The organism is Streptomyces sp. NBC_01635 (assembly GCF_045209715.1).
Lineage (GTDB): Bacteria > Actinomycetota > Actinomycetes > Streptomycetales > Streptomycetaceae > Streptomyces > Streptomyces hirsutus.
The window spans coordinates 6,270,659-6,292,058 of sequence record NZ_CP109277.1 but is presented as its reverse complement, the minus strand read 5'-3'; the positions used below and the strand labels follow the sequence as shown (position 1 = coordinate 6,292,058).

At 71.9% G+C, this 21,400-nt stretch carries 12 protein-coding genes and 1 pseudogene; 7 read left to right on the top strand and 6 right to left on the bottom strand.

The features are described from left to right. Nucleotides 1–55: 55 nt before the first annotated feature. Nucleotides 56–2,692, bottom strand: a complete 2,637-nt coding sequence (locus OHB56_RS29340) for a glycosyltransferase family 1 protein (protein ID WP_406356535.1) — start codon at nt 2,690–2,692, stop codon at nt 56–58. 289 nt (nt 2,693–2,981) lie between these two features. On the opposite strand from OHB56_RS29340, the gene OHB56_RS29335 reads away from it, so the two are divergent. From OHB56_RS29335 to glgB, 5 genes are all read left to right on the top strand, one after another. Then, a complete protein-coding gene (locus tag OHB56_RS29335; protein WP_326754838.1) occupies nt 2,982–4,196 on the top strand; it encodes a S8 family peptidase in 1,215 nt (404 codons plus the stop codon). 342 nt (nt 4,197–4,538) lie between these two features. Beyond that, entirely contained in the window at nt 4,539–6,902 is a 2,364-nt protein-coding gene (locus tag OHB56_RS29330) for a maltotransferase domain-containing protein (protein ID WP_406356534.1), read from the top strand. After that, the gene (gene treS, locus OHB56_RS29325) at nt 6,899–8,599 is read left to right on the top strand and encodes a maltose alpha-D-glucosyltransferase (protein WP_055596098.1); all 1,701 of its coding nucleotides are present in this window, start codon (nt 6,899–6,901) and stop codon (nt 8,597–8,599) included. The genes OHB56_RS29330 and treS overlap by 4 nt, the downstream gene beginning before the upstream one ends. An 84-nt stretch (nt 8,600–8,683) precedes the next feature. Further along, nucleotides 8,684–10,141: a maltokinase N-terminal cap-like domain-containing protein gene (locus OHB56_RS29320; RefSeq protein ID WP_406356532.1), complete on the top strand. Its 1,458-nt coding sequence runs from the start codon at nt 8,684–8,686 to the stop codon at nt 10,139–10,141. 37 nt (nt 10,142–10,178) lie between these two features. Beyond that, nucleotides 10,179–12,665 carry a 1,4-alpha-glucan branching enzyme gene (glgB, locus tag OHB56_RS29315; protein ID WP_406356530.1) on the top strand — a complete coding sequence of 829 codons (2,487 nt, stop codon included), beginning with the start codon at nt 10,179–10,181 and terminating at the stop codon, nt 12,663–12,665. 14 nt (nt 12,666–12,679) lie between these two features. Here the strand turns inward: glgB and OHB56_RS29310 are convergent, their stop codons facing one another. The 4 genes and pseudogenes from OHB56_RS29310 to OHB56_RS29295 form a co-directional block, all read right to left on the bottom strand. Continuing rightward, complete coding sequence (locus tag OHB56_RS29310) at nt 12,680–15,001, bottom strand: HelD family protein (RefSeq protein ID WP_406359236.1); 2,322 nt, start codon at nt 14,999–15,001, stop codon at nt 12,680–12,682. A 138-nt stretch (nt 15,002–15,139) separates the two neighbouring features. After that, nucleotides 15,140–15,558, bottom strand: a pseudogene (locus OHB56_RS29305) (thioredoxin family protein). A gap of 24 nt (nt 15,559–15,582) precedes the next feature. After that, nucleotides 15,583–16,011, bottom strand: a complete 429-nt coding sequence (locus OHB56_RS29300) for a MerR family transcriptional regulator (protein WP_406356528.1) — start codon at nt 16,009–16,011, stop codon at nt 15,583–15,585. Nucleotides 16,012–16,197: 186 nt separating this feature from the next. Beyond that, entirely contained in the window at nt 16,198–17,586 is a 1,389-nt protein-coding gene (locus OHB56_RS29295) for a cation:dicarboxylate symporter family transporter (protein ID WP_406356526.1), read from the bottom strand. Between the two features lie 155 nt (nt 17,587–17,741). Here OHB56_RS29295 and OHB56_RS29290 point away from each other — a divergent pair, with 155 nt between their 5' ends. Together OHB56_RS29290 and OHB56_RS29285 are read left to right on the top strand one after the other, a co-directional pair. Next, entirely contained in the window at nt 17,742–19,436 is a 1,695-nt protein-coding gene (locus OHB56_RS29290; protein WP_406359235.1) for an ATP-binding protein, read from the top strand. Next, nucleotides 19,433–20,119 carry a response regulator gene (locus OHB56_RS29285; protein WP_406356525.1) on the top strand — a complete coding sequence of 229 codons (687 nt, stop codon included), beginning with the start codon at nt 19,433–19,435 and terminating at the stop codon, nt 20,117–20,119. The genes OHB56_RS29290 and OHB56_RS29285 overlap by 4 nt, the downstream gene beginning before the upstream one ends. A gap of 93 nt (nt 20,120–20,212) precedes the next feature. Here the strand turns inward: OHB56_RS29285 and OHB56_RS29280 are convergent, their stop codons facing one another. Beyond that, nucleotides 20,213–21,238 carry an ATP-dependent 6-phosphofructokinase gene (locus tag OHB56_RS29280; RefSeq protein ID WP_326754830.1) on the bottom strand — a complete coding sequence of 342 codons (1,026 nt, stop codon included), beginning with the start codon at nt 21,236–21,238 and terminating at the stop codon, nt 20,213–20,215. Nucleotides 21,239–21,400: the final 162 nt, after the last annotated feature.

The following is a 21,400-nucleotide window of genomic DNA, read 5'->3' as shown; positions in this document are numbered from 1 at the left end:
TCCGCCCGCCAGGGCCCCGCCCGGCATGATCCGCCGGACGGGCCCTGGCGCCGCCTCACCGCATCAGTAACCCCGCGGTCCCCAGGACGTCCTCCGAAGGGACCGCGACCAGACCCAGTTCCGTGCCCTGCGCCAGCAGCCGGTGGCTGGGCAGGACACGGACCGTGTAGCCGAACGGCCCGGTGCGGTCCAGGGAGAGCGGGCCCTCGTACACCCAGCGGCCCTCCAGGTCGGCGGAACCCACCGGTTTCAGCGGCACGGGGGTCGCGTCGGCGATGCGGTCCTCCTCGTCCACCCGCCCGGAGACCGCCTGGACCTCGACGTCGTCGGGGCCGAGGCCGCCGAGGTCGACGCGCACCCGCAGCCCGAGGGTGGTGCCGAGTTCCGCCGTGCCCGTCGTCTCCGACGTCTCGACATGGTCGACCGTCACGCCGTGCCAGGCGGCGCGCACCCGGGTCTTCCACCGGGCGAGGTCCCGCGCGGCGTCCGGGTCCATCGCGCGGTGGCCGCCGGCGGCGGGCGCGTACAGGCGCTCGACGTACTCACGGACCATACGGCCGGCCAGCACCTTCGGCCCGAGCAGGCTCAGGGTGTGCCGGACCATCTCCAGCCACCGGTCCGGCAGCCCGCTCTCGCCCCGCTCGTAGAAGCGCGGGGTGATCCGCTGCTCCAGCAGGTCGTACAGCGCGGCGGCCTCTATGGCGTCGCGCCGGTCGGGGTCGGTACCCGCCCCGTCCGCGGTGGGGATGGCCCAGCCGAAGTCGGGCTGGAACCACTCGTCCCACCAGCCGTCCAGCACCGAGAGGTTGAGACAGCCGTTGAGGGCGGCCTTCATGCCGCTGGTGCCGCACGCCTCCAGCGGCCGCAGCGGGTTGTTCAGCCAGATGTCGCAGCCGGGGTAGAGCTTCTGCGCCATCGCCATGCCGTAGTCGGGCAGGAACACGATCCGGTGCCGCACACGGGGATCGTCGGCGAACCGGACCAGTTCCTGGATGAGCCGCTTGCCGCTCTCGTCCGCCGGGTGCGCCTTGCCCGCGATCACGAGCTGCACCGGCCGCTCGGGGTGCAGCAGCAGGCTCGTCAGCCGATCCCGGTCCTGCAGCATCAGCGTCAGCCGCTTGTACGAGGGGACCCGCCGGGCGAACCCGATGGTCAGCACGTCCGGGTCGAGCACCCGGTCGATCCAGCCCAGCTCCGCCGTCCCGGCGCCGCGCTGCCGCCAGGAGGCGCGCAGCCGCTCCCGCACCTCCATCACCAGCAGGACGCGCAGGGACCGGCGCAGCTCCCAGATGTCCTCGTCCGGGATGTCCGCGACCGAGTCCCAGCGGTCCGAGCCACCGACGGTCAGCGCCTCCTCGGCGCGCTCGGCACCGATCTGCCGGGCGCCGAGCCGGAGCACCTCGGGGGCGACCCAGGTGGGTGCGTGCACCCCGTTGGTCACGGAGGTGATGGGCACCTCCTCGGGGTCGAATCCGGGCCAGAGCCCGGCGAACATCTCGCGGCTGACGCTGCCGTGCAGCAGGGACACGCCGTTGGCGCGCTGGGCGAGGCGCAGGCCCATCACGGCCATGTTGAAGAGGCCGGGCTCGCCGCCGGGGTACGTCTCCCGGCCCAGCCCGATGACGCGGTCGACGTCGATGCCCGGCAGTTCGGCGTCGGGGCCGAAGTGCCGGGCGACCAAGGCGCGGTCGAAGCGGTCGATGCCGGCCGGTACGGGGGTGTGCGTGGTGAACACGGTCCCGGCCCGGACGGCCTCCAGGGCGGCGTCGAACTCCAGTCCTTCGGCGCCCAGTTCGGCGATGCGTTCCAGACCGAGGAAACCGGCGTGGCCCTCGTTGGTGTGGAACGCCTCGGGCGCCGCGTGTCCGGTGAGCCGGCAGTACGCGCGCACCGCCCGCACACCCCCTATGCCGAGCAGCATCTCCTGCAGCAGCCGGTGCTCGCTGCCGCCGCCGTAGAGCCGGTCGGTGACGCCGCGTTCGCCGAGGTCGTTCTCCTCGACGTCGGAGTCCAGCAGGAGCAGGGGGACCCTGCCCACCTGGGCCAGCCAGATCCGGGCGCGCAGCGACCGGCCGCCGGGCAGCGCGAGGCCCACCAGGGCGGGCGTGCCGTCGGGCTCCTTGAGCTGGACGAGGGGCAGCTCGTTGGGGTCGAGGACGGGGTAGTGCTCCTGCTGCCAGCCGTCCCGGGACAGGGTCTGGCGGAAGTAACCGTGCCGGTAGAGCAGGCCGACGCCGATCAGCGGGACGCCGAGGTCGCTGGCGGCCTTGAGATGGTCGCCGGCGAGGATGCCGAGCCCGCCGGAGTACTGCGGCAGGGCGGCCGTGATGCCGAACTCCGGTGAGAAGTAGGCGATGGCAGCGGGCAGTTGGTCGCTCCGCGGCCGGGTGCCGGACTGGGTCTGGTACCAGCGGTCGCCGGTCAGGTACGTGTGCAGGTCGTCCGCGGCCGCGTCGAGGCGGTCCAGGAACACGCGGTCGCCGGCCAGCTCGGCGAGCCGCTCGGGCCCCACGCTGCCCAGCAGCCGTACGGGGTCGCGTCCGCAGGCGGCCCAGCATTCGGGGTCGACGGACTGGAAGAGGTCGCCGGTCGGTGTGTGCCAGGACCAGCGCAGATTGCGGGCCAGGTCGCTGAGGGGCCGGAGGGGGTCGGGGAGAACGGGTCGGACGGTGAATCGACGGATCGCCTTCAAATTCCACCTCGGCGCGAGTCGCGGTGCGGAGGGACGGCAGTGTGCGTCCGGTCGTCCCGCACGACACTACCGGCGGAAACGGCATCCACGGCGGAAGTCGGACAACCCGGCAGCGGCGTGCCCCGGACCAAACGATTCATCACAAGGCGTATATGGCCGATTCCCTACCCATAGGCATTCTTGTGGGGCTTCGTTCCGCACGAGACGCTGCCACGGTGGCGTGCCGGCCCGCGCCGGGTGCACCCCGGCCGCGGCGCCGTACGCCGAGTCTAGGAGGGGAACTCGGACCATGGCACGGACGCGAACACGGCGTCTGCGCCGGGCGGGGGGCACGACGGCGACCATGACGGCGATCCTGTGCGCCGCGACGGTTTCGGCCGCGACCCTGCCCGCGCACGCCGCGCCCACGGGGCGGATATCCGGCGCCGGAGCGCCCGGCTCCGTGGCAGGCAGCTACCTGGTGACACTGAAGGAGGGGACCGCGGCCCGCTCGGCGGCGGGCAGGGATCTCGCCGCGCGCTACGGGGCGAGAATCAGCCACACCTACGGCACGGTACTGAACGGCTACGCCATCCGGGCCGACGCGAGACAGGCGGCGCGGCTCGCGGCCGACCCCCGGGTCTCCTCGGTCGCCCAGGACACCCGGGTGACCCGGGTCGGGACCCAAAAGAACCCGCCGTCCTGGGGACTGGACCGGGTCGACCAGCGGAACCTGCCGTTGAAGAAGCGGTACACCTCTCCGGACACGGCGGGTGCCGGAGTGACGGCCTACATCATCGACACCGGTGTACGGATCTCGCACCGGGACTTCGGCGGCCGGGCCCGGCACGGCTGGGACTTCGTCCAGAACGACCGGATCGCCCAGGACGGCAACGGCCACGGCACCCATGTGGCCGGCATCGTCGCGGGAAAGACGTACGGCGTCGCGAAGCGGGCCCGGATCGTCTCCGTGCGCGTGCTGGACAACGCGGGTTCGGGCACCACGGCCCAGGTGATCGCGGGCATCGACTGGGTGACCCGGAACGCGAAGAAGCCCGCGGTCGCCAACCTCAGTCTCGGCGGCTTCCACACCGCGCAACTGAACGCCGCCGTCCGCGCCTCCATCGCGTCCGGCGTCAGCTACACGGTCGCCGCGGGCAATGAGGGAAACGCGGCCGCGCTGTACTCGCCCGCGGGGGTCGAACAGGCGATCACGGTGGGCGCGACCGACCAACAGGACAAGAAACCGGCCTTTTCCAACCACGGCTCGGCCGTCGATGTGTTCGCTCCCGGGGTCGCCGTCATCTCGGCGTCCGCCACCAGCGACACCGGGCGGGTCGCCGCCTCGGGTACGTCGATGGCGTCCCCGCACGCGGCGGGCGCGGCGGCGCTGTACCTCGCCGGGCACCGGCGGGCGACCCCGGCGCAGGTGGCGGACGCCCTGGTCAAGGGGGCGACGACCGGGAAGGTGAGCAGCCGCGGAGTCGGCTCGCCGAACCGGCTGTTGCGGACGCCGACGCCCTAGGGTCCTTCGTTCGGGTCCGGCCCGATGCGAACGAGAGGCGCCGGGGGTCTTGCCGGACGGCTGCGTGGGAGCGGCCAGTCAAGGACCGGTTCCGCCTTGCAGGGCGGGGCCGGTCTTGTGTGTCGACATACGCGTGAGTAGTTAACAAAGCGTCGGATTGCTCACCCGAATAGGGTGGGAAGGCTCCTTCGGTACACCCCTCAGGACCACCGCCGTGCACCACGGAACACGGCGGAGCACGACGGAACATCACGGAGCATCACGCAGGACCCCGCAGGACCCCGCAGGACCCACCTCCCCACAGTCATCCGCCCACCTACGTTGACGCGGACAGGAGCGGTCATGCCCGCCAAGCACCCTTCGTCATCTCCTCCGACGCCCGACACCGCGAAGACGCCGCCGGCGCCCGGTTCCACACCACCGAAGCGGGCCGGTTCCGGGGCGTCCCCGAAGCCCGGCCCGCGCCCGTCCGCGAAACGCGGTTCCGGGACAACTCCCGTGCGGCCGAGCGGCAAGGACGGGCATCCGTCGCCGTCGCCCGCGCGGTCACCCGTGCCGTCGCCCGCCGCGGGAGCGAGCACCGCGAGCACCACCCCCGTGGACACCGCCCCCGCCACCTCCGTGGGCCGTATCCCCGTCCTCGACGTCCGGCCGGTGGTCCGCGAGGGGCGCCGGCCGGCGAAGGCGGTCGTCGGGGAGACGTTCGAGGTGACGGCGACCGTGTTCCGTGAGGGACACGACGCGGTGGCCGCCAATGTCGTCCTGAAGGATCCGGAGGGCCGGCCGGGGCCGTTCACGCCGATGCGGGAACTGGCGCCGGGCACCGACCGCTGGGGGGCCACCGTCACCGCGGGGGAGGCGGGGCACTGGACGTACACCGTGGAGGCCTGGGGCGATCCGGTCACCACCTGGCGGCGCCACGCACGGATCAAGATTCCGGCGGGCATCGACACGGAGCTGGTGTTGGAGGAGGGTGCCCGCCTCCACGAACGGGCGGCGGCCCACGTCCCGGAACCGGACCGGCGGGCCGCCCTCCTCACCGCCGTCGACGCGCTGCGCGACGAACGGCGTCCGGCGTCGTCCCGGTTGGCGGGGGCGTTGACGCCGGAGGTGGACACGGTACTGGCCCGATACCCCCTGCGGGACCCGGTCACCGCCGGTGACCCGATGCCCCTGCTCGTGGAACGCGAACGCGCCCTCTACGGCTCCTGGTACGAGTTCTTCCCCCGCTCCGAGGGCACCCCCACCGTGCCGCACGGCACCCTGCGCACCGCCGCCCGCCGGCTGCCCGCCATCGCCGCGATGGGCTTCGACGTCGTCTACCTGCCCCCCGTCCACCCCATCGGCACCACCCACCGCAAGGGACGCAACAACACCCTCACCCCCGCCCCCGACGACGTCGGCGTGCCCTGGGCCATCGGCTCCCCCGAGGGCGGCCACGACGCCCTCCACCCCCAACTGGGCACCCCGGAGGACTTCACCTGGTTCGTCCGCCGGGCCGCCCGCCACGGACTCGAGATCGCCCTGGACTTCGCCCTGCAGTGCTCCCCCGACCACCCCTGGGTCCACAAACACCCCCAGTGGTTTAACCACCGCCCCGACAACACCATCGCCCACGCCGAGAACCCGCCCAAGAAGTACCAGGACATCTACCCGATCGCCTTCGACGCCGACCCCGAGGGCCTGCACACCGAGACCTGCCGCGTCCTGCGCCACTGGATGAACACCGGCGTGCGCATCTTCCGGGTCGACAACCCCCACACCAAACCCGTCGCGTTCTGGGAACGCGTCATCGCCGACATCAACCGCACCGACCCCGACGTCATCTTCCTGGCCGAGGCCTTCACCCGCCCCGCGATGATGCACACCCTGGCCCAGATCGGCTTCCAGCAGTCCTACACCTACTTCACCTGGCGCACCACCAAACAGGAACTGACCGACCACCTCACCGAACTGTCGGGGGACGCCGCCTGCTACATGCGGCCCAACCTGTTCACCAACACCCCCGACATCCTGCACGCCTACCTCCAGCACGGCGGACGCCCCGCCTTCGAGGTCCGCGCCGTCCTGGCCGCCACCCTCTCCCCCGCCTGGGGCGTCTACAGCGGCTACGAACTCTGCGAGAACACCCCCCTGCGGGAGGGCTCCGAGGAGTACCTGAACTCCGAGAAGTACCAGCTCACCCCCCGCGACTGGGACACCGCCGAGCGACACGGCCGCACCATCGCCCCCCTCATCACCCGCCTCAACACCATCCGCCGGGAGAATCCGGCCCTGCACCGGCTGCGGAATCTCCGTTTCCACCAGGCGGACCAGGACCCGGTCATCGTGTACTCGAAGAGGCAGGGTTCGAACACGGTGCTGGTGGTCGCCAACCTCGATCCCCACCGCACCCAGGAGGCCACGGTCTCGTTGGACATGCCGCAACTCGGCCTGGACTGGCACGAGTCGGTGCCGGTACGCGACGAACTCACCGGCGAGACCTACCACTGGGGCAGGACCAACTACGTGCGTCTGGGACCGGGCGGCGCGCATGTGCTCGTCGTCGGCCGGGAAGCCGATGGCGGCCGTGACCATGGCCGTGACCGCACGGCGTCGGCCTCGGTCTCAGCCCCGGTCTCGGCCCCGGGGACCGCGTCCCCCGGCCCGCGCGGCACGGCTGCGCGACCGTCCACCCCGCAGATCGGAGGGTCACCCGCATCATGATCGTCAACGAGCCCGTACCGGACACCTTCGAGGACACACCGGCGCAGGACCGCGACCCCGACTGGTTCAAGCGTGCCGTCTTCTACGAGGTCCTCGTCCGCTCCTTCCAGGACAGCAACGGCGACGGCATCGGCGACCTGAAGGGACTGACCGCCAAACTCGACTATCTGCAGTGGCTCGGCGTCGACTGCCTCTGGCTGCCCCCGTTCTTCAAGTCACCGCTGCGCGACGGCGGTTACGACGTCGCCGACTACACCGCCGTGCTGCCCGAGTTCGGCGACCTCGCCGACTTCGTGGAGTTCGTGGACGCCGCCCACCAACGGGGCATGCGCGTGATCATCGACTTCGTCATGAACCACACCAGCGACCAGCACCCGTGGTTCCAGGAGTCCCGCAAGGACCCGGACGGCCCCTACGGCGACTACTACGTCTGGGCGGACGACGACAAGCAGTACCAGGACGCGCGGATCATCTTCGTCGACACCGAGGCCTCCAACTGGACGTACGACCAGGTCCGCGGGCAGTACTACTGGCACCGCTTCTTCTCGCACCAGCCGGATCTCAACTACGAGAACCCGGCCGTGCAGGAGGAGGTGATCTCCGCGCTGAAGTTCTGGCTGGATCTGGGCATCGACGGTTTCCGGCTGGACGCGGTGCCGTACCTCTACCAGGAGGAGGGCACCAACTGCGAGAACCTGCCCGCCACGCACGCTTTCCTGAAGCGGGTGCGCAAGGAGATCGACGCGCAGTACCCGGACACCGTGGTCCTCGCCGAGGCGAACCAGTGGCCGGAGGACGTCGTCGACTACTTCGGCGACTACGCCGCCGGCGGCGACGAGTGCCACATGGCCTTCCACTTCCCGGTCATGCCCCGCATCTTCATGGCCGTGCGGCGCGAGTCGCGCTACCCCGTCTCCGAGATTCTCGCCAAGACCCCGGCCATCCCCTCGGGCTGCCAGTGGGGCATCTTCCTGCGCAACCACGACGAGCTGACCCTGGAGATGGTCACCGACGAGGAACGCGACTACATGTGGGCCGAGTACGCCAAGGACCCCCGCATGCGCGCCAACATCGGCATCCGCCGCCGCCTGGCCCCGCTGCTGGACAACGACCGCAACCAGATCGAGCTCTTCAACGCCCTGCTGCTGTCGCTGCCCGGCTCGCCGATCCTCTACTACGGCGACGAGATCGGCATGGGCGACAACATCTGGCTCGGCGACCGCGACGCGGTGCGCACCCCGATGCAGTGGACCCCCGACCGCAACGCCGGCTTCTCGTCGTCGGACCCGGGGCGGCTGTTCCTGCCCACGATCATGGATCCGGTCCACGGCTACCAGGTCACCAACGTCGAGGCGTCCATGGCGTCGCCGTCGTCGCTGCTGCACTGGACCCGCCGGATGATCGAGATCCGCAAGCAGAACCACGCCTTCGGCCTGGGCACCTACACCGAACTGCCCTCCTCCAACCCCGCCGTCCTCGCCTTCCTGCGCGAGCACGAGGACGACCTGGTGCTCTGCGTCAACAACTTCTCCCGGTTCGCGCAGCCCACCGAGCTCGATCTGAGCGCCTTCGAGGGACGCCACCCGGTCGAGCTGTTCGGCGGGGTGCGCTTCCCGGCCGTGGGCGAACTGCCGTACCTGCTGACCCTGGGGGGCCACGGCTTCTACTGGTTCCGGCTCCGCAGGGACGCCGCCTAGAACCCGGGGCGGGGCGGTTTCTCCCGCCCCGCCCGGGGCACGCATCAGTAACACCCCGACGACCCGGGGAAAGGACGCGACTCCATGCCGGAAGCCGTCATACGTACCGTCGCACCCCCGCCCGGCCTGCTTGCCTCACTGGATCCCCTGCTCAGGGAGTGGCTGCCGCGACAGCGCTGGTTCGCGGGCAAGGGACGCCCGATCACCGGATTCACCCTGGTCACGGCCACCGAGCTGCTGCCACCCGGTGCCAGGCTGGGCCTGTACCACCTGCTCGTCCGTGCTCACCAGCCCGACCTGTCCGGCCTGTCCGGCTCCTCCGCCCATGGTGGCGGCGCCGCCCACTCCGGCGACTGCTACCAGCTGCTGATCGGCGTGCGCGAGGCGCTGCCGCCCCGGCTGGCGCCCGCACTGATCGGGCACGTGAGCGAGGGCCCGCTCGCCGGACGGACGGTCTACGAGGCCCTGCACGACGCCCGTCCCGCCGAACTGCTCCTGGAGGCCCTGCGGACCCGGGCCCGGATCGGCGGGCTGCGCTTCGAGCGGGACCCGGGACAGGAGATCCGGCCCGGCCTGGTGCCGCGTCTGATGACGGTCGAGCAGTCGAACTCGTCCGTCGTCTACGGAGATACGTTCATCCTGAAGCTGCTGCGCCGGACCGTGCCCGGGATCAACCCCGATCTGGAGCTGCCGCTGGCCCTGGCCCGCGAGGGCTGCCCACGGGTGCCGCCGCCCACGGCGTGGCTGGTCGCGGACCCGGACCCGGCCGATCCCGGCGAGACCCACGTGCTGGGCGTGCTCCAGCCGTTCGTGCAGGGTGCGACGGACGGGTGGGAGCTGGCGCTGCGGGAGCTGGCCAAGGGCGAGGACTTCGTCGCCGAGGCGCGGGCGCTGGGGCGGGCCACCGCCGAGGTGCACACCGCGCTGGCCCGCGCGCTGCCCACGGTCACCCTGGGCCACAGCAGGCTGCGGACCATGGTCGCCGGCATGGCCGAGCGGCTGGCGGCGGCCGTCCGGGCGGTGCCCGCGCTGCGTCCGTACGCGACCGGTCTCGGCTCGGCGTACACCGCCCTGGACGACCTGGCCGCCGAGGGGCGGACCTGGACCGCCCAGCGGGTGCACGGCGATCTGCATCTCGGCCAGTGCCTGCGGTCCCCGGCTGGGGGCCCCTCCCACGCTTTCGGCAGTGGGGGAAAGTGGTCGCTGATCGACTTCGAGGGCGAACCGGCCCGGCCGCTCGCCGAGCGGCGGATGCCGCAGCCCGCGGTCCGGGACGTGGCCGCCATGCTGCGGTCCTTCGACTACGCGGCCCGCTCCGCGGACCCGCCGCAGCCGGACTGGGCCGAGCACTGCCGGGCGGCGTACTGCTCCGGTTACGCGGAGGCGGCGGGCACCGATCCGCGCACCGATCCCGTGATGCTGCGCGCGTACGAGACGGACAAGGCCGTCTACGAGGTGCTGTACGAGGCCCGGCACCGGCCTCAGTGGCTTCCGGTCCCGTTGGCGGCGGTGCGCCGACTCGCCGGACCCGACCGGGCCTGACCCGACCCACCCGACCTTCCCTCAGGAGGCTCCGTCCGTGATCCCCCGCCCCGAGTCCAGCGGTTCGCATCCGGAGCAACCGGCCGAGCAGCAGCCGGCCGAGCGGCCGCCCGCCGAGCCGCCGAAGGCCGCGCGGAGGAAGAAACCCGCGGCAGTCGAGGCGGCCGAGGCGATACCCGAGAAGGGCGCCGCGAAGAAGGGTGCCGGGAAGAAGGCCGTTGTGAAGAAGGCCGTCGTGAAGAAGGGCAAGGCGAAGAAGGCCGAGGCCGTGCGGGTGCGGGCTTCCGGGGCGCACCCGGTGGCCGGGCAGCTCGCCCCGCCGGAGGCCGAGCTCGCGGTGTCCCCCGCTCTCGGCCCCGCCGACCGGGAGCGGCTGCTGGACGGCACGCACCACGACCCGCACGCGGTGCTGGGCGCGCACCCGGTGCCCGGCGGGGTCGTCTTCCGGACGTTCAAGCCGTACGCCCTGGCCGTCACCGTGGTCTCCGGGGGCCTCACCGTCGAGCTGCACGACGACGGGGGCGGGTTCTTCTCGGCGCTGCTGCCGCTGCGGGAGGTCCCGGCGTACCGGCTGCTCGTGGCGTACGAGGAGGCGGTGCGGGAGGTCGAGGACGCGTACCGGCTGCTGCCCACGCTCGGCGAGCTGGATCTGCATCTGATCGGCGAGGGACGGCACGAGGAGCTGTGGACGGCGCTCGGCGCGCACCCCATGACCCACCAGGGGGTGACCGGCACCCGGTTCGCGGTGTGGGCGCCGAACGCGCGCGGGGTGCGGGTGGCGGGCGGCTTCAACTTCTGGGACGGCGCCGGGTACCCCATGCGGTCGCTGGGCTCCTGCGGGGTGTGGGAGCTGTTCGTGCCGGGGGTCGGGGAGGGCGAGCTGTACAAGTTCGAGATCACCCGGCCCGACGGTTCGAAGACCCTGCGCGCCGACCCGATGGCGCGGCGCACGGAGGTCCCGCCGGCCACCTCGTCCGTCGTCACGTCCTCGCGGTACGCGTGGGGAGATGCCGAGTGGCTGGCGCGCCGCGCCGAAGTGCCCGCGCACGAGGCGCCGTTCTCGGTGTACGAGGTGCACCTGCCGTCGTGGCGACCAGGACTGACGTACCGTCAACTCGCGGAGCAGCTACCCGCGTACGTCAAGGACCTCGGCTTCACGCACGTCGAACTGATGCCGGTCGCCGAGCATCCCTTCGGTGGCTCCTGGGGCTACCAGGTCACCGGTTTCTACGCGCCCACGGCCCGCCTCGGCACCCCGGACGACTTCAGGCACCTGGTCGACGCCCTGCACCGGGCCGGGATCGGGGTGCTGATGGACTGGGTGCCGGCACACTTCCCGCGGGACGAGTGGGCGCTGGCCGAGTTCGACGGACGGCCGCTGTACGAGCACGCCGATCCGCTGCGGGCCGCCCATCCCGACTGGGGAACCCTGGAGTTCGACTTCGGGCGGCGCGAGGTGCGCAACTTCCTGGTGGCCAACGCCCTGTACTGGTGCGAGGAGTTCCACATCGACGGGCTGCGCGTGGACGCCGTCGCCTCCATGCTGTACCTCGACTACTCGCGCGAGCCCGGCCAGTGGACGCCGAACGAACACGGCGGCCGGGAGAACCTGGACGCGGTGGCGTTCCTGCAGGAGATGAACGCCACGGTGTACCGCAGGGTGCCCGGCGTGGTGACGGTCGCGGAGGAGTCCACGGCCTGGGACGGCGTCACCCGGGCCACCCATCACGAGGGCCCGAGCGGCTTCGGCGGGCTGGGGTTCGGGCTGAAGTGGAACATGGGCTGGATGCACGACTCGCTGGAGTACATGAGCCACGAGCCGGTGCACCGCAGGTACCACCACCACGAGATGACGTTCTCGATGGTGTACGCCTACAGCGAGAACTACGTCCTGCCGATCTCGCACGACGAGGTCGTGCACGGCAAGCGGTCGCTGGTGTCGAAGATGCCCGGCGACTGGTGGCAGCAGCGCGCCGGGCTGCGCGCCTACCTCGGCTTCATGTGGGCCCACCCCGGCAAGCAACTGCTCTTCATGGGGCAGGAGTTCGCGCAGGGCGCCGAGTGGTCCGAGCAGCACGGCCCGGACTGGTGGCTGCTGGACCCGGCCTACGGCGCCGAGGCCGACCACCGCGGGGTGCGCGACCTGGTGCGCGACCTCAACACCGTGTACCGGCACACCCCGGCGCTGTGGCGGCTGGACACCGAGCCCGCCGGTTTCCGCTGGGTGGCCGGAGACCTGGCCGAGGACAACGTGCTCGCCTTCCTGCGGTACGACCGGGACGGCACCCCGCTGCTCGCGGTCTCCCACTTCGCCCCCGTGGTCCGGCACGACTACCTGATCGGCGTCCCGGACGACGTGCCCGCCTGGCACGAGGTCCTGAACACGGACGCGGCCCGCTACGGCGGCGGCGACGTGGGCGGGCCCGACCCGGTCAAGCCGGAGCCGCAGGGGCGGCACGGGTTCCCGGCGAGCATCCGGCTGACCCTGCCGCCCCTGACGACGGTCTGGCTGCGCCCGGCCTGACCGTCGGGCGGGCGCTACGCCAGGGTGTCGGCCAGCGGCTTCGGCAGCGGCTCGGTGTGCAGGACGCCGAGCCGCTGGGTGGCGCGGGTCAGCGCCACGTACAGGTCGCTGGTGCCGTAGCGCCCCGGTTCGGCCACGAGGACGGAGTCGAACTCCAGGCCCTTGGCCTGCCGCGGGTCGAGCAGCACGACCCCCTGCGTCAGGTCCGGTTCGGCGCCCGCCGTGACCCCGTCCAGCCGGGCGGCCAGGGCGCGGTGCAGGTCGCGCGGGGCGATGACGGCGAGCCGGCCCGGCGGGGTGCCGTCCGGTCCGGGCGCGTGCCGGGGCCCCGGGGACCCGGCGGTGAGTTCCGCGACGGCCTCGGCGACGGCGCCGGGCAGGTCGTCGGTGGCGCGGGCCCAGGGGCGTACGCCGGTGGAGCGGACCGACCCGGGCGGCTCGAAGCCGGGGTGCTCGGCACGGACCACGGCCGCCGCGACGTCCATGATCTCGGCCGGGGTGCGGTAGTTGACGCCGAGCCGGGTGTGCTCCCAGCGGTCCTCGACGTACGGGGCGAGGATGTCCTCCCAGGAGCCGACCCCGCCCGCCTCCGACGTCTGCGCCGGATCGCCGACCAGGGTCATCGAGCGGGTCGGACTGCGCCGCATCAGCAGCCTCCAGGCCATCGGCGACAGTTCCTGTGCCTCGTCGACGATGATGTGGCCGAACGCCCAGGTGCGGTCGGCGGCGGCCCGTTCGGCGGCGCTGCGGTGGTCCTCCTCCTCGTGCCGCTCGGCGAAGCGTTCCGCGTCGATGATGTCGTGCGCGGACAGCACCTCGGAGGACTCGGGGTCGCCCTCCTCCTTGTCCTCGAACTCGAAGGTCCGCGACGCGTACGACACGTCCAGGACGCCCTGGGCGTACGCGATCTGCGTCCGCCGCTCCCGGTCGGCCCGCTCGCGCACCCACCGGTCGTCCTCGCCGAGGAGTTCGGCGGCCTCGTCGAGCAGCGGCACGTCGGCGACGGTCCAGTGCCGGGTCACCGGGCGGCGTATCGCGGCGGCGTCCTCGGCCGGCAGGAACTCCTCGGGCGCGGCGAGGAAGTCGGCGATCAGTCGCTGCGGGGTGATCCGTGGCCACAACTGGTCGATGGCGGACCACACTTCGGGGTTCTCTGCGAGCTCGTCGCGGATCTGGGTGATGTCGCTGGGGTCGAGCAGATTGCCGCCGTCGTACGGGTCGGTGCCGATGCGTTCGGCGACCATGTCGGTGAGCGCGTTGAGGACGTGGCCCTCGAAGTACTCGCGGGACGCGTTGTGCGGCAGCTTGGCGGCGCGGGTGTGTTCGCGGGCGACCCGCACCAGGCCGTCGTCCAGCATGAGGATCTCGCGGTCGTGCTCGATGGTGAGCACCGGGTCGGGCAGCGTCTGCCGGCTGCGGACGACCTCGGTGAGGACGTCGGCCATGGCGGCCCGGCCCTTCACGGCGGCGGCCTCGGGGGTGTCCGCCCGGGTGGTCCTCACGCCGGGGAACAGTTCGCCGACGGTCGCGAGCAGCACCCCGGTCTCGCCGAGGCTGGGCAGCACCTCGCCGATGTAGCCGAGGAACGCCGGGTTGGGGCCGACGATGAGGACGGCGCGGCGGGCCAGCAGCTCGCGGTGCTCGTAGAGGAGGTAGGCGGCGCGGTGCAGGGCCACGGCGGTCTTGCCGGTGCCGGGGCCGCCCTCGACCACCAGCACGCCGCGGTGCGGGGCACGGATGATGCGGTCCTGGTCGGCCTGGATGGTGCGGACGATGTCGCCCATGCGGCCGGTGCGCGCGGAGGTGAGCGCGGCGAGCAGCACGGCGTCGCCGGTCGGGTCCTCGTGGCCGGTACGGGTCTCGTCGCCGAGGTCGAGGATCTCGTCGTGCAGGGCGGTGACCGTGCGCCCCTCGGAGGTGATGTGCCGGCGGCGCCTCAGCCCCATCGGGGTGTGACCGGTGGCCAGGTAGAAGGGGCGGGCGACGTCTGCGCGCCAGTCGATGAGGACGGGGGTGCGCTCTGCGTCGTCGGCGCGCAGTCCGATGCGGCCGATGTGGTGGGTGGCGCCCGAGGAGAGGTCGATCCGGCCGAAGCACAGCGAACCGTCCACCGCGTTCAGCGCCGCGAGCAGCCCGGACCGCTCGGCGACGAGGATGTCCCGCTCCAGCCTGGCCTGCATGGGCGTGTTGCCCTGCCCGAGCGCGTCCGTGAGGGACACCTCGGTGTCACCGCGCAGGGCGTCCACGCGTGCGTACAGTCCGTCGATGAATTCCTGTTCCTGTCGGAATTCACGGTCCGGATATTCGCTGTTTGACAATTCGGCTCCCGCCCGGATATACTGTGCTCACTGAACTTCTTTGCGACTCGACTCTCTTGAAGTCGCGAGTCAATGAATATACGCAAAAGAAACCCCCGGGCGCAATTACCCGGGGGTTTCTTTTGCGCGGCGCCGGCCGCCCGCGCCGGTATCGGCTCAGATCACTTCGCCCAGTTCCTCCAGCAGCCGCCGCTTGGGCCTGGCGCCCACCATCGAGCGCAGCGGTTCCCCGTCCCGGAACACCATGAACGTCGGCATCGACAGCACCTCGTACGCCTGGGTGGTGGCCGGGTTGGCATCCACGTTCAGCTGCACGACCTTCAGCCGCCCGCCCTGCTCGGCGGCGAGCGCGCTCAGCACCGGCGCCTCCCCCAAGCTCTCGGCTCCTCCCCCACTCTCGGCTTCGCTCGAGCGGGGGGACCCCCATGAGCAGGGGGCGCCCCCAGTCGGCACGGCGGACACCAGTCGGCGGTGAACTCCACCAGCACCGGCAGTTCGGCCCCGATCACCTTTGTCGCGAAGTCCGCGTCGTCCCCCGATCTCTCAACTTCGTTCGAGCAGGGAGGTGCCCCCATCCTCGGTCACACCCTTCGCCCTGCTCACCTTTGCCGCCCTCCGAGTTCGCACACCGGCTCCGGACCTCCCGGAGCCACGGCGTCGGCCGCCAGTTCGTCGCGCGCCCGCTCCGCCCGCTCCAACTGCTCCCCGACGACCGCCCGAACGGCCCGCAGCTCGCCGATGAGCGCGTCGAGTGCGTCCAGCTTGCGCCGGTAGACCGCGAGCGAGGCGGGGCACGAGTCGCCCTCGGGGTGCCCGGCCCGCAGACACTCCACGAACGGCCGGGTCTCCTCCAGCTCGAACCCGAAGTGCTGGAGCGTCCGGATCTGCCGCAGCAGCTTCAGGTCGTTCTCGTCGTACGTCCGGTGGTTGTTGCCCGTACGCCGCGCGGGCAGCAGTCCCCGTGACTCGTAGTACCGCAGCGTCCGCGTGGTGGTCCCGGCGCGTGCGGCCAGCTCGCCGATTCGCATACCGGTGAACGTACGCCTTGACGTCGGCGTCAGGGCAAGACCGGACGGGGCGGGATCGAGCGGGGCGGGGCAAGGGCGGTGAAAAGGGCCGAGCGGCCGGACTCCCGGGGGAAGGAGTCCGGCCGCTCGGCGGCGGGGAAGGCGCTGGGGGGGGCCAGCGCCGGTGCGGTAGGGGACGCCGGCGTGTCAGGCCTTGGCGAGTTCCTTCTCGCCCGCTGCGGGGACCTCGGCACGGTCGGCGGGACCGTCGTCGCCGTGCTCGTCCATCAGGGTGGCCTCGTCGAAGGGGACGGCGCCGGAGAGGACCTGGTCGACCCGCTCCCGGTCGATCTCCTTGGTCCAGGTGCCGATCAGCACCGTGGCGACCGCGTTGCCCGCGAAGTTGGTGAGGGCGCGGGCCTCGCTCATCAGGCGGTCGATGCCGACGATGAGGCCGATGCCGTCCACCAGGGCCGGCTTGTGCGACTGCAGACCACCGGCCAGCGTCGCCAGGCCGGCACCGGAGACACCGGCGGCGCCCTTGGACGCGATCAGCAGGAAGAGCAGCAGCGTGATCTGCTCGCCGATCACCATCGGCGTACCCAGGGCGTCGGCGATGAACAGCGAGGCCATGGTCATGTAGATCATGGTGCCGTCGAGGTTGAAGGAGTAACCGGTCGGGACGGTGATGCCGACCACCGGCTTGCTGACACCCATGTGCTCCATCTTCGCGATGAGCCGCGGCAGCGCCGACTCGGACGACGACGTGGAGAGGATCAGCAGGAACTCACGGCCCAGGTACTTGAACAGGCTCCAGACGTTCAGGCCCGCGACGATCCGCAGCAGCGCGCCGAGCACCAGGAAGATGAACAGCGCACAGGTGATGTAGAAGCCGAGCATCAGCACGGCGAGGCTCTTCAGCGCGTCCACGCCGGCCGAGCCGGTGACCGCGGCCATGGCGCCGAACGCGCCGACCGGGGCGGCCCACATGATCATGGCGAGGACCCGGAAGACCAGCCGCTGGATGTGCTCGATCCCGCGCAGGACCGGCTGGCCGGCCTTGCCCATGGCCTGCAGCGCGAAGCCGCACAGCAGGGCGATCAGCAGGGTCTGCAGGACTTCGCCCTGGGTGAAGGCGGACACGATCGTGGTCGGGATGATGCCGAGCAGGAACTCGGTGGTGTCCTTGGCCTCCGCGTTGACCTGGGCCTGGCCGGTCTCCTTGACCGCGTCGGTGACCGCGAGGCCCGCGCCCGGGTCCAGGATGTTGCCGACGACCAGGCCGATGCCGAGCGCGACCAGCGACATGACCAGGAAGTAGCCCATGGCGATACCGCCGACGGCGCCGACCTTGGCGGCCTTCCGGACGGAGCCGATGCCCAGCACGATGGTGCAGAAGATGATCGGCGAGATCATCATCTTGATCAGGTTCACGAACCCGGTGCCGATCGGCTTCAGCTCGACCGCGAAGTCGGGTGCCACCAGGCCCACGGTGATACCGAGGGCGACCGCGATGATCACCGCGATGTAGAGATAGTGCGTGCGGTCCCGCTTCACTTTGGGAGCGGCAGGTGCCGTATCGGCTGTGCTGGTCACGGCGGCCTCCTTGATGACGTCGTCGGCATCACCGGCGTGCGGCTCACGTCCGGGGGATGGGGTGGGGTGGGACAGCCGTGACTATGTCCTGCCTTGTGAGCGCGGTCACCCTTCCGTTCATTTAGTTCACGCTGCCGGAGATGCACACTGTCGGGATGCGCTTCACCCTCCCCAAACCCCGCAGCCTCGCGGCCCAGCTGTTCGCCATGCAGGCGGTGCTGATAGCGGTGCTCGTGGTGGGCTACGCGCTGTTCAGTTACGTCGGCGACCGCAGCCAGGCGGAGGCGGCGGCGGGCGACCAGGCCACGGCGGTGACCCTGTCGGTCGCGGACTCCCCCTCCGTGCGGGAGTCGATCCGTACCGACGACCCCTCGGCGACACTCCAGCCGTACGCGCTGGCGGTGGTGCGCGACACCGACATCGACTTCGTCACGATCATGGATCCGCGGGGCATCCGCTGGACCCACCCCGACCCCGGCCAGATCGGCCTGCCCTTCCGCGGCCACACCGCTCGCGCCCTCGAGGGCCACGCCTTCACCGAGACGTACACCGGCACCCTCGGCCCGTCCGTCCGCGCGGTCGCCCCGGTCCTGGACGGCGACCGGATCGTCGGCCTGGTGAGCGCGGGGATCAGGGTCGAGGAGATCAGCCAGCGCGCGCAGGGTCAGCTGACCGCGCTGCTCGCGGCCGCGGCCGCCGCCCTGGGACTCGGCGCGATCGGCACGTACGTGATCAACGCCCGGCTGCGCCGGCACACCCACGGGATGAACGCGACCGAGCTCAGCCGCATGCACGACTACCATCAGGCCGCGCTGCACGCCGTGCGCGAAGGGCTCCTGATGCTGGACGGGCAGTACAGGGTGGCGTTGATCAACGACGGCGGCCGGGAGCTGCTGGGGGTGGCGCCGGAGGAGGACGTGGTGGGCAGGTCGGTCACGGAACTCAGCCTTCCGGCACCGCTGACGGGCGCGCTGCTCGCCTCGAAGCCACGGGTCGACGAGGTGCATCTGACGGCGGACCGGGTGCTGGTGGTGAACACCTCGCCGGTGTCGGGCGGAGAACGGCGCGGTTCGGTGGTGACGCTGCGCGATGTGACCGAGCTCCAGTCGCTGACGGGCGAGCTGGACTCGGAACGGGGCTTCACGCAGGCGCTGCGCTCACAGGCGCACGAGGCGGCGAACCGGCTGCACACCGTCGTCTCGCTGATCGAGCTGGGCCGGGCCGAGGAGGCGGTGGACTTTGCGACCGCCGAGCTCGAACTGGCCCAGGCGCTCACCGACCAGGTGGTGGCGGCGGTGGGCGAGCCGGTGCTGGCCGCGCTGCTGCTGGGCAAGACCGCCCAGGCCAACGAGCGGGGCGTGGAGCTGGTGGTCACGCCGGACAGCCGGCTGGACGACGGGCTGCTGCCGGACACCCTGCCCGCCCGGGACCTCGTCACCATCCTGGGCAACCTGATCGACAACGCGGTGGACGCCGCACTGGGCGGCATCCACCCCCGGGTGACGGTCACCGCCCTCACCGACGTCGACGCGGAGCTGATCCTGCGGGTGTCCGACACCGGCCCGGGCGTGGATCCGGACCACGCCGAGGCGGTCTTCGAGCAGGGCTTCACCACCAAGCCGTCCGGGCCGCACGGGCGCGGGCTGGGCCTGGCGCTGGTACGGCAGGCGGTGATCCGGCACGGCGGCACCCTGACGGTGACGTCGGCGGAGGCCGGCGGCGCCCGCTTCGTGGCGCGCCTCCCGCTGCGGGCCGCCGTCTCCGTCCCGACGGCGGCCGGGGAGAATACGGTCGCGAAGGGAAACACGGCCGCGCACAGCGCGGTCACGGCCACGGGAGGCGAGGCATGACCGGCGGGCAGCCCATCCGTGTCCTGGTGGTGGAGGACGACCCGGTCGCCGCCGACGCCCATGTGATGTACGTCGGCCGGGTGCCGGGGTTCGTCGCCGTCGGCAAGGCGTCGACGGGCGCTGAGGCCCGCCGGGCGCTGGAACGCACCCCGGTCGACCTGCTCCTTCTCGACCTGCACCTGCCCGATGTGCACGGGCTGCAGCTGGCCCGCTCGCTGCGGGCGGCCGGGCATCACGCGGACGTCGTCGCGGTGACCTCGGCGCGGGACCTCGCGGTGGTGCGCGAGGGCGTGTCGCTGGGGGTCGTCCAGTACGTGCTGAAACCGTTCACCTTCGCGACGCTGCGGGACCGTCTGGTGCGGTACGCCGAGTTCCGCACGGCCGTGGGCGAGGCCAGCGGTCAGGCCGAGGTCGACCGGGCGCTGGCCTCCCTGCGCACCCCCGGACCGGTCGCCCTGCCGAAGGGTCTGAGCGCACCGACCCTGGAACGGGTGACCGTGGTCCTGCGGGACGCCGGCGACGGCCTGACGGCCAGCGGGGTGGCGGAGGCGGTGGGCATCTCCCGCATCACCGCCCGCCGCTACCTGGAGCACCTGGTCGACGCGGGCCGTGCGGCCCGGCGGCCCCAGTACGGGGCCGTGGGACGCCCGGAACTGCAGTACCGGTGGGTCACGGGCCAGTGAGGCCGTTCCTGCCTGCCCGCTGCCCCGACGTCACACCCCGGGCAGCGGCCGCGGGGAGGCCCCGGCGTCGCCTTCCCGCCCGCCCGGAGTCGGTCAGTAGACCGACTCCGCCTCGTCCATGCGGTCCTTCGGGACCGTCTTCAGTTCGGTGACGGCCTCCGCGAGCGGGACCATCACGACGTCGGTCCCGCGCAGCGCGGTCATCCGGCCGAACCGCTCCTGGTGCGCGGCCTCCACCGCGTGCCATCCGAAGCGCGTGGCGAGCACCCTGTCGTACGCGGTCGGTGTGCCACCGCGCTGGATGTGGCCGAGGATGACCGGCCTGGCCTCCTTGCCGAGGCGCCGCTCCAGTTCGTGGGCCAGTGCGGTGCCGATGCCCTGGAAGCGCTCGTGGCCGAACTTGTCGATCTCGCCCTTGCCGTAGTCCATGGTGCCGTCGGCGGGATGGGCGCCCTCGGCGACGCAGATCACCGCGAACTTCTTGCCGCGGGCGAAGCGTTCCTCGACCATCTTCACCAACCGGTTCGGGTCGAAGGCCCGTTCGGGAAGGCAGATGCCGTGGGCGCCGGCGGCCATGCCGGACTCCAGGGCGATCCAGCCCGCGTGCCGGCCCATGACCTCGACGACCATGACCCGCTGGTGGGACTCGGCGGTGGTCTTCAGCCGGTCCATCGCCTCGGTGGCGACGCCGACGGCGGTGTCGAAGCCGAAGGTGCGGTCGGTGGAGGAGATGTCGTTGTCGATCGTCTTCGGCACGCCGACCACCGGCAGGCCGGCCTCCGACAGCATGTGCGCCGCGGTGAGCGTGCCCTCGCCGCCGATCGGGATGAGCGCGTCGATGCCGAAGTCGCGGATCATGTCCGAGGCGTTCTCGCAGGCCTCGCGGAGCCGGTCGCGCTCCAGCCGGGAGGAGCCGAGTATGGTGCCGCCGCGGGCCAGGATGCCGCTGACCGCGTCGAGGTCGAGGGTGCGGTAGCGGCCGTCGAGCAGGCCCGCGTAGCCGTCCTCGAAGCCGATGACCTCGTCGCCGTAATTGTCGACCGCTCGGTGCACAACCGACCGGATCACTGCGTTCAGGCCGGGGCAGTCGCCGCCTGCGGTGAGAACTCCGATACGCATCGTGCAGTCGTCTCCTGGTCGCTGGGGATACCGGTGAGCCGTCTCCGATTGTTCCATGCCGCCCGACGCACCGCGGCCCCCTCCCTTCCCCGGGGTCCGGCTCCCGTGCCTCTCCCCGCCCCGCCACCGTCCCGCCGCCCCGTCCCCGGCTCTCCCGAGAGC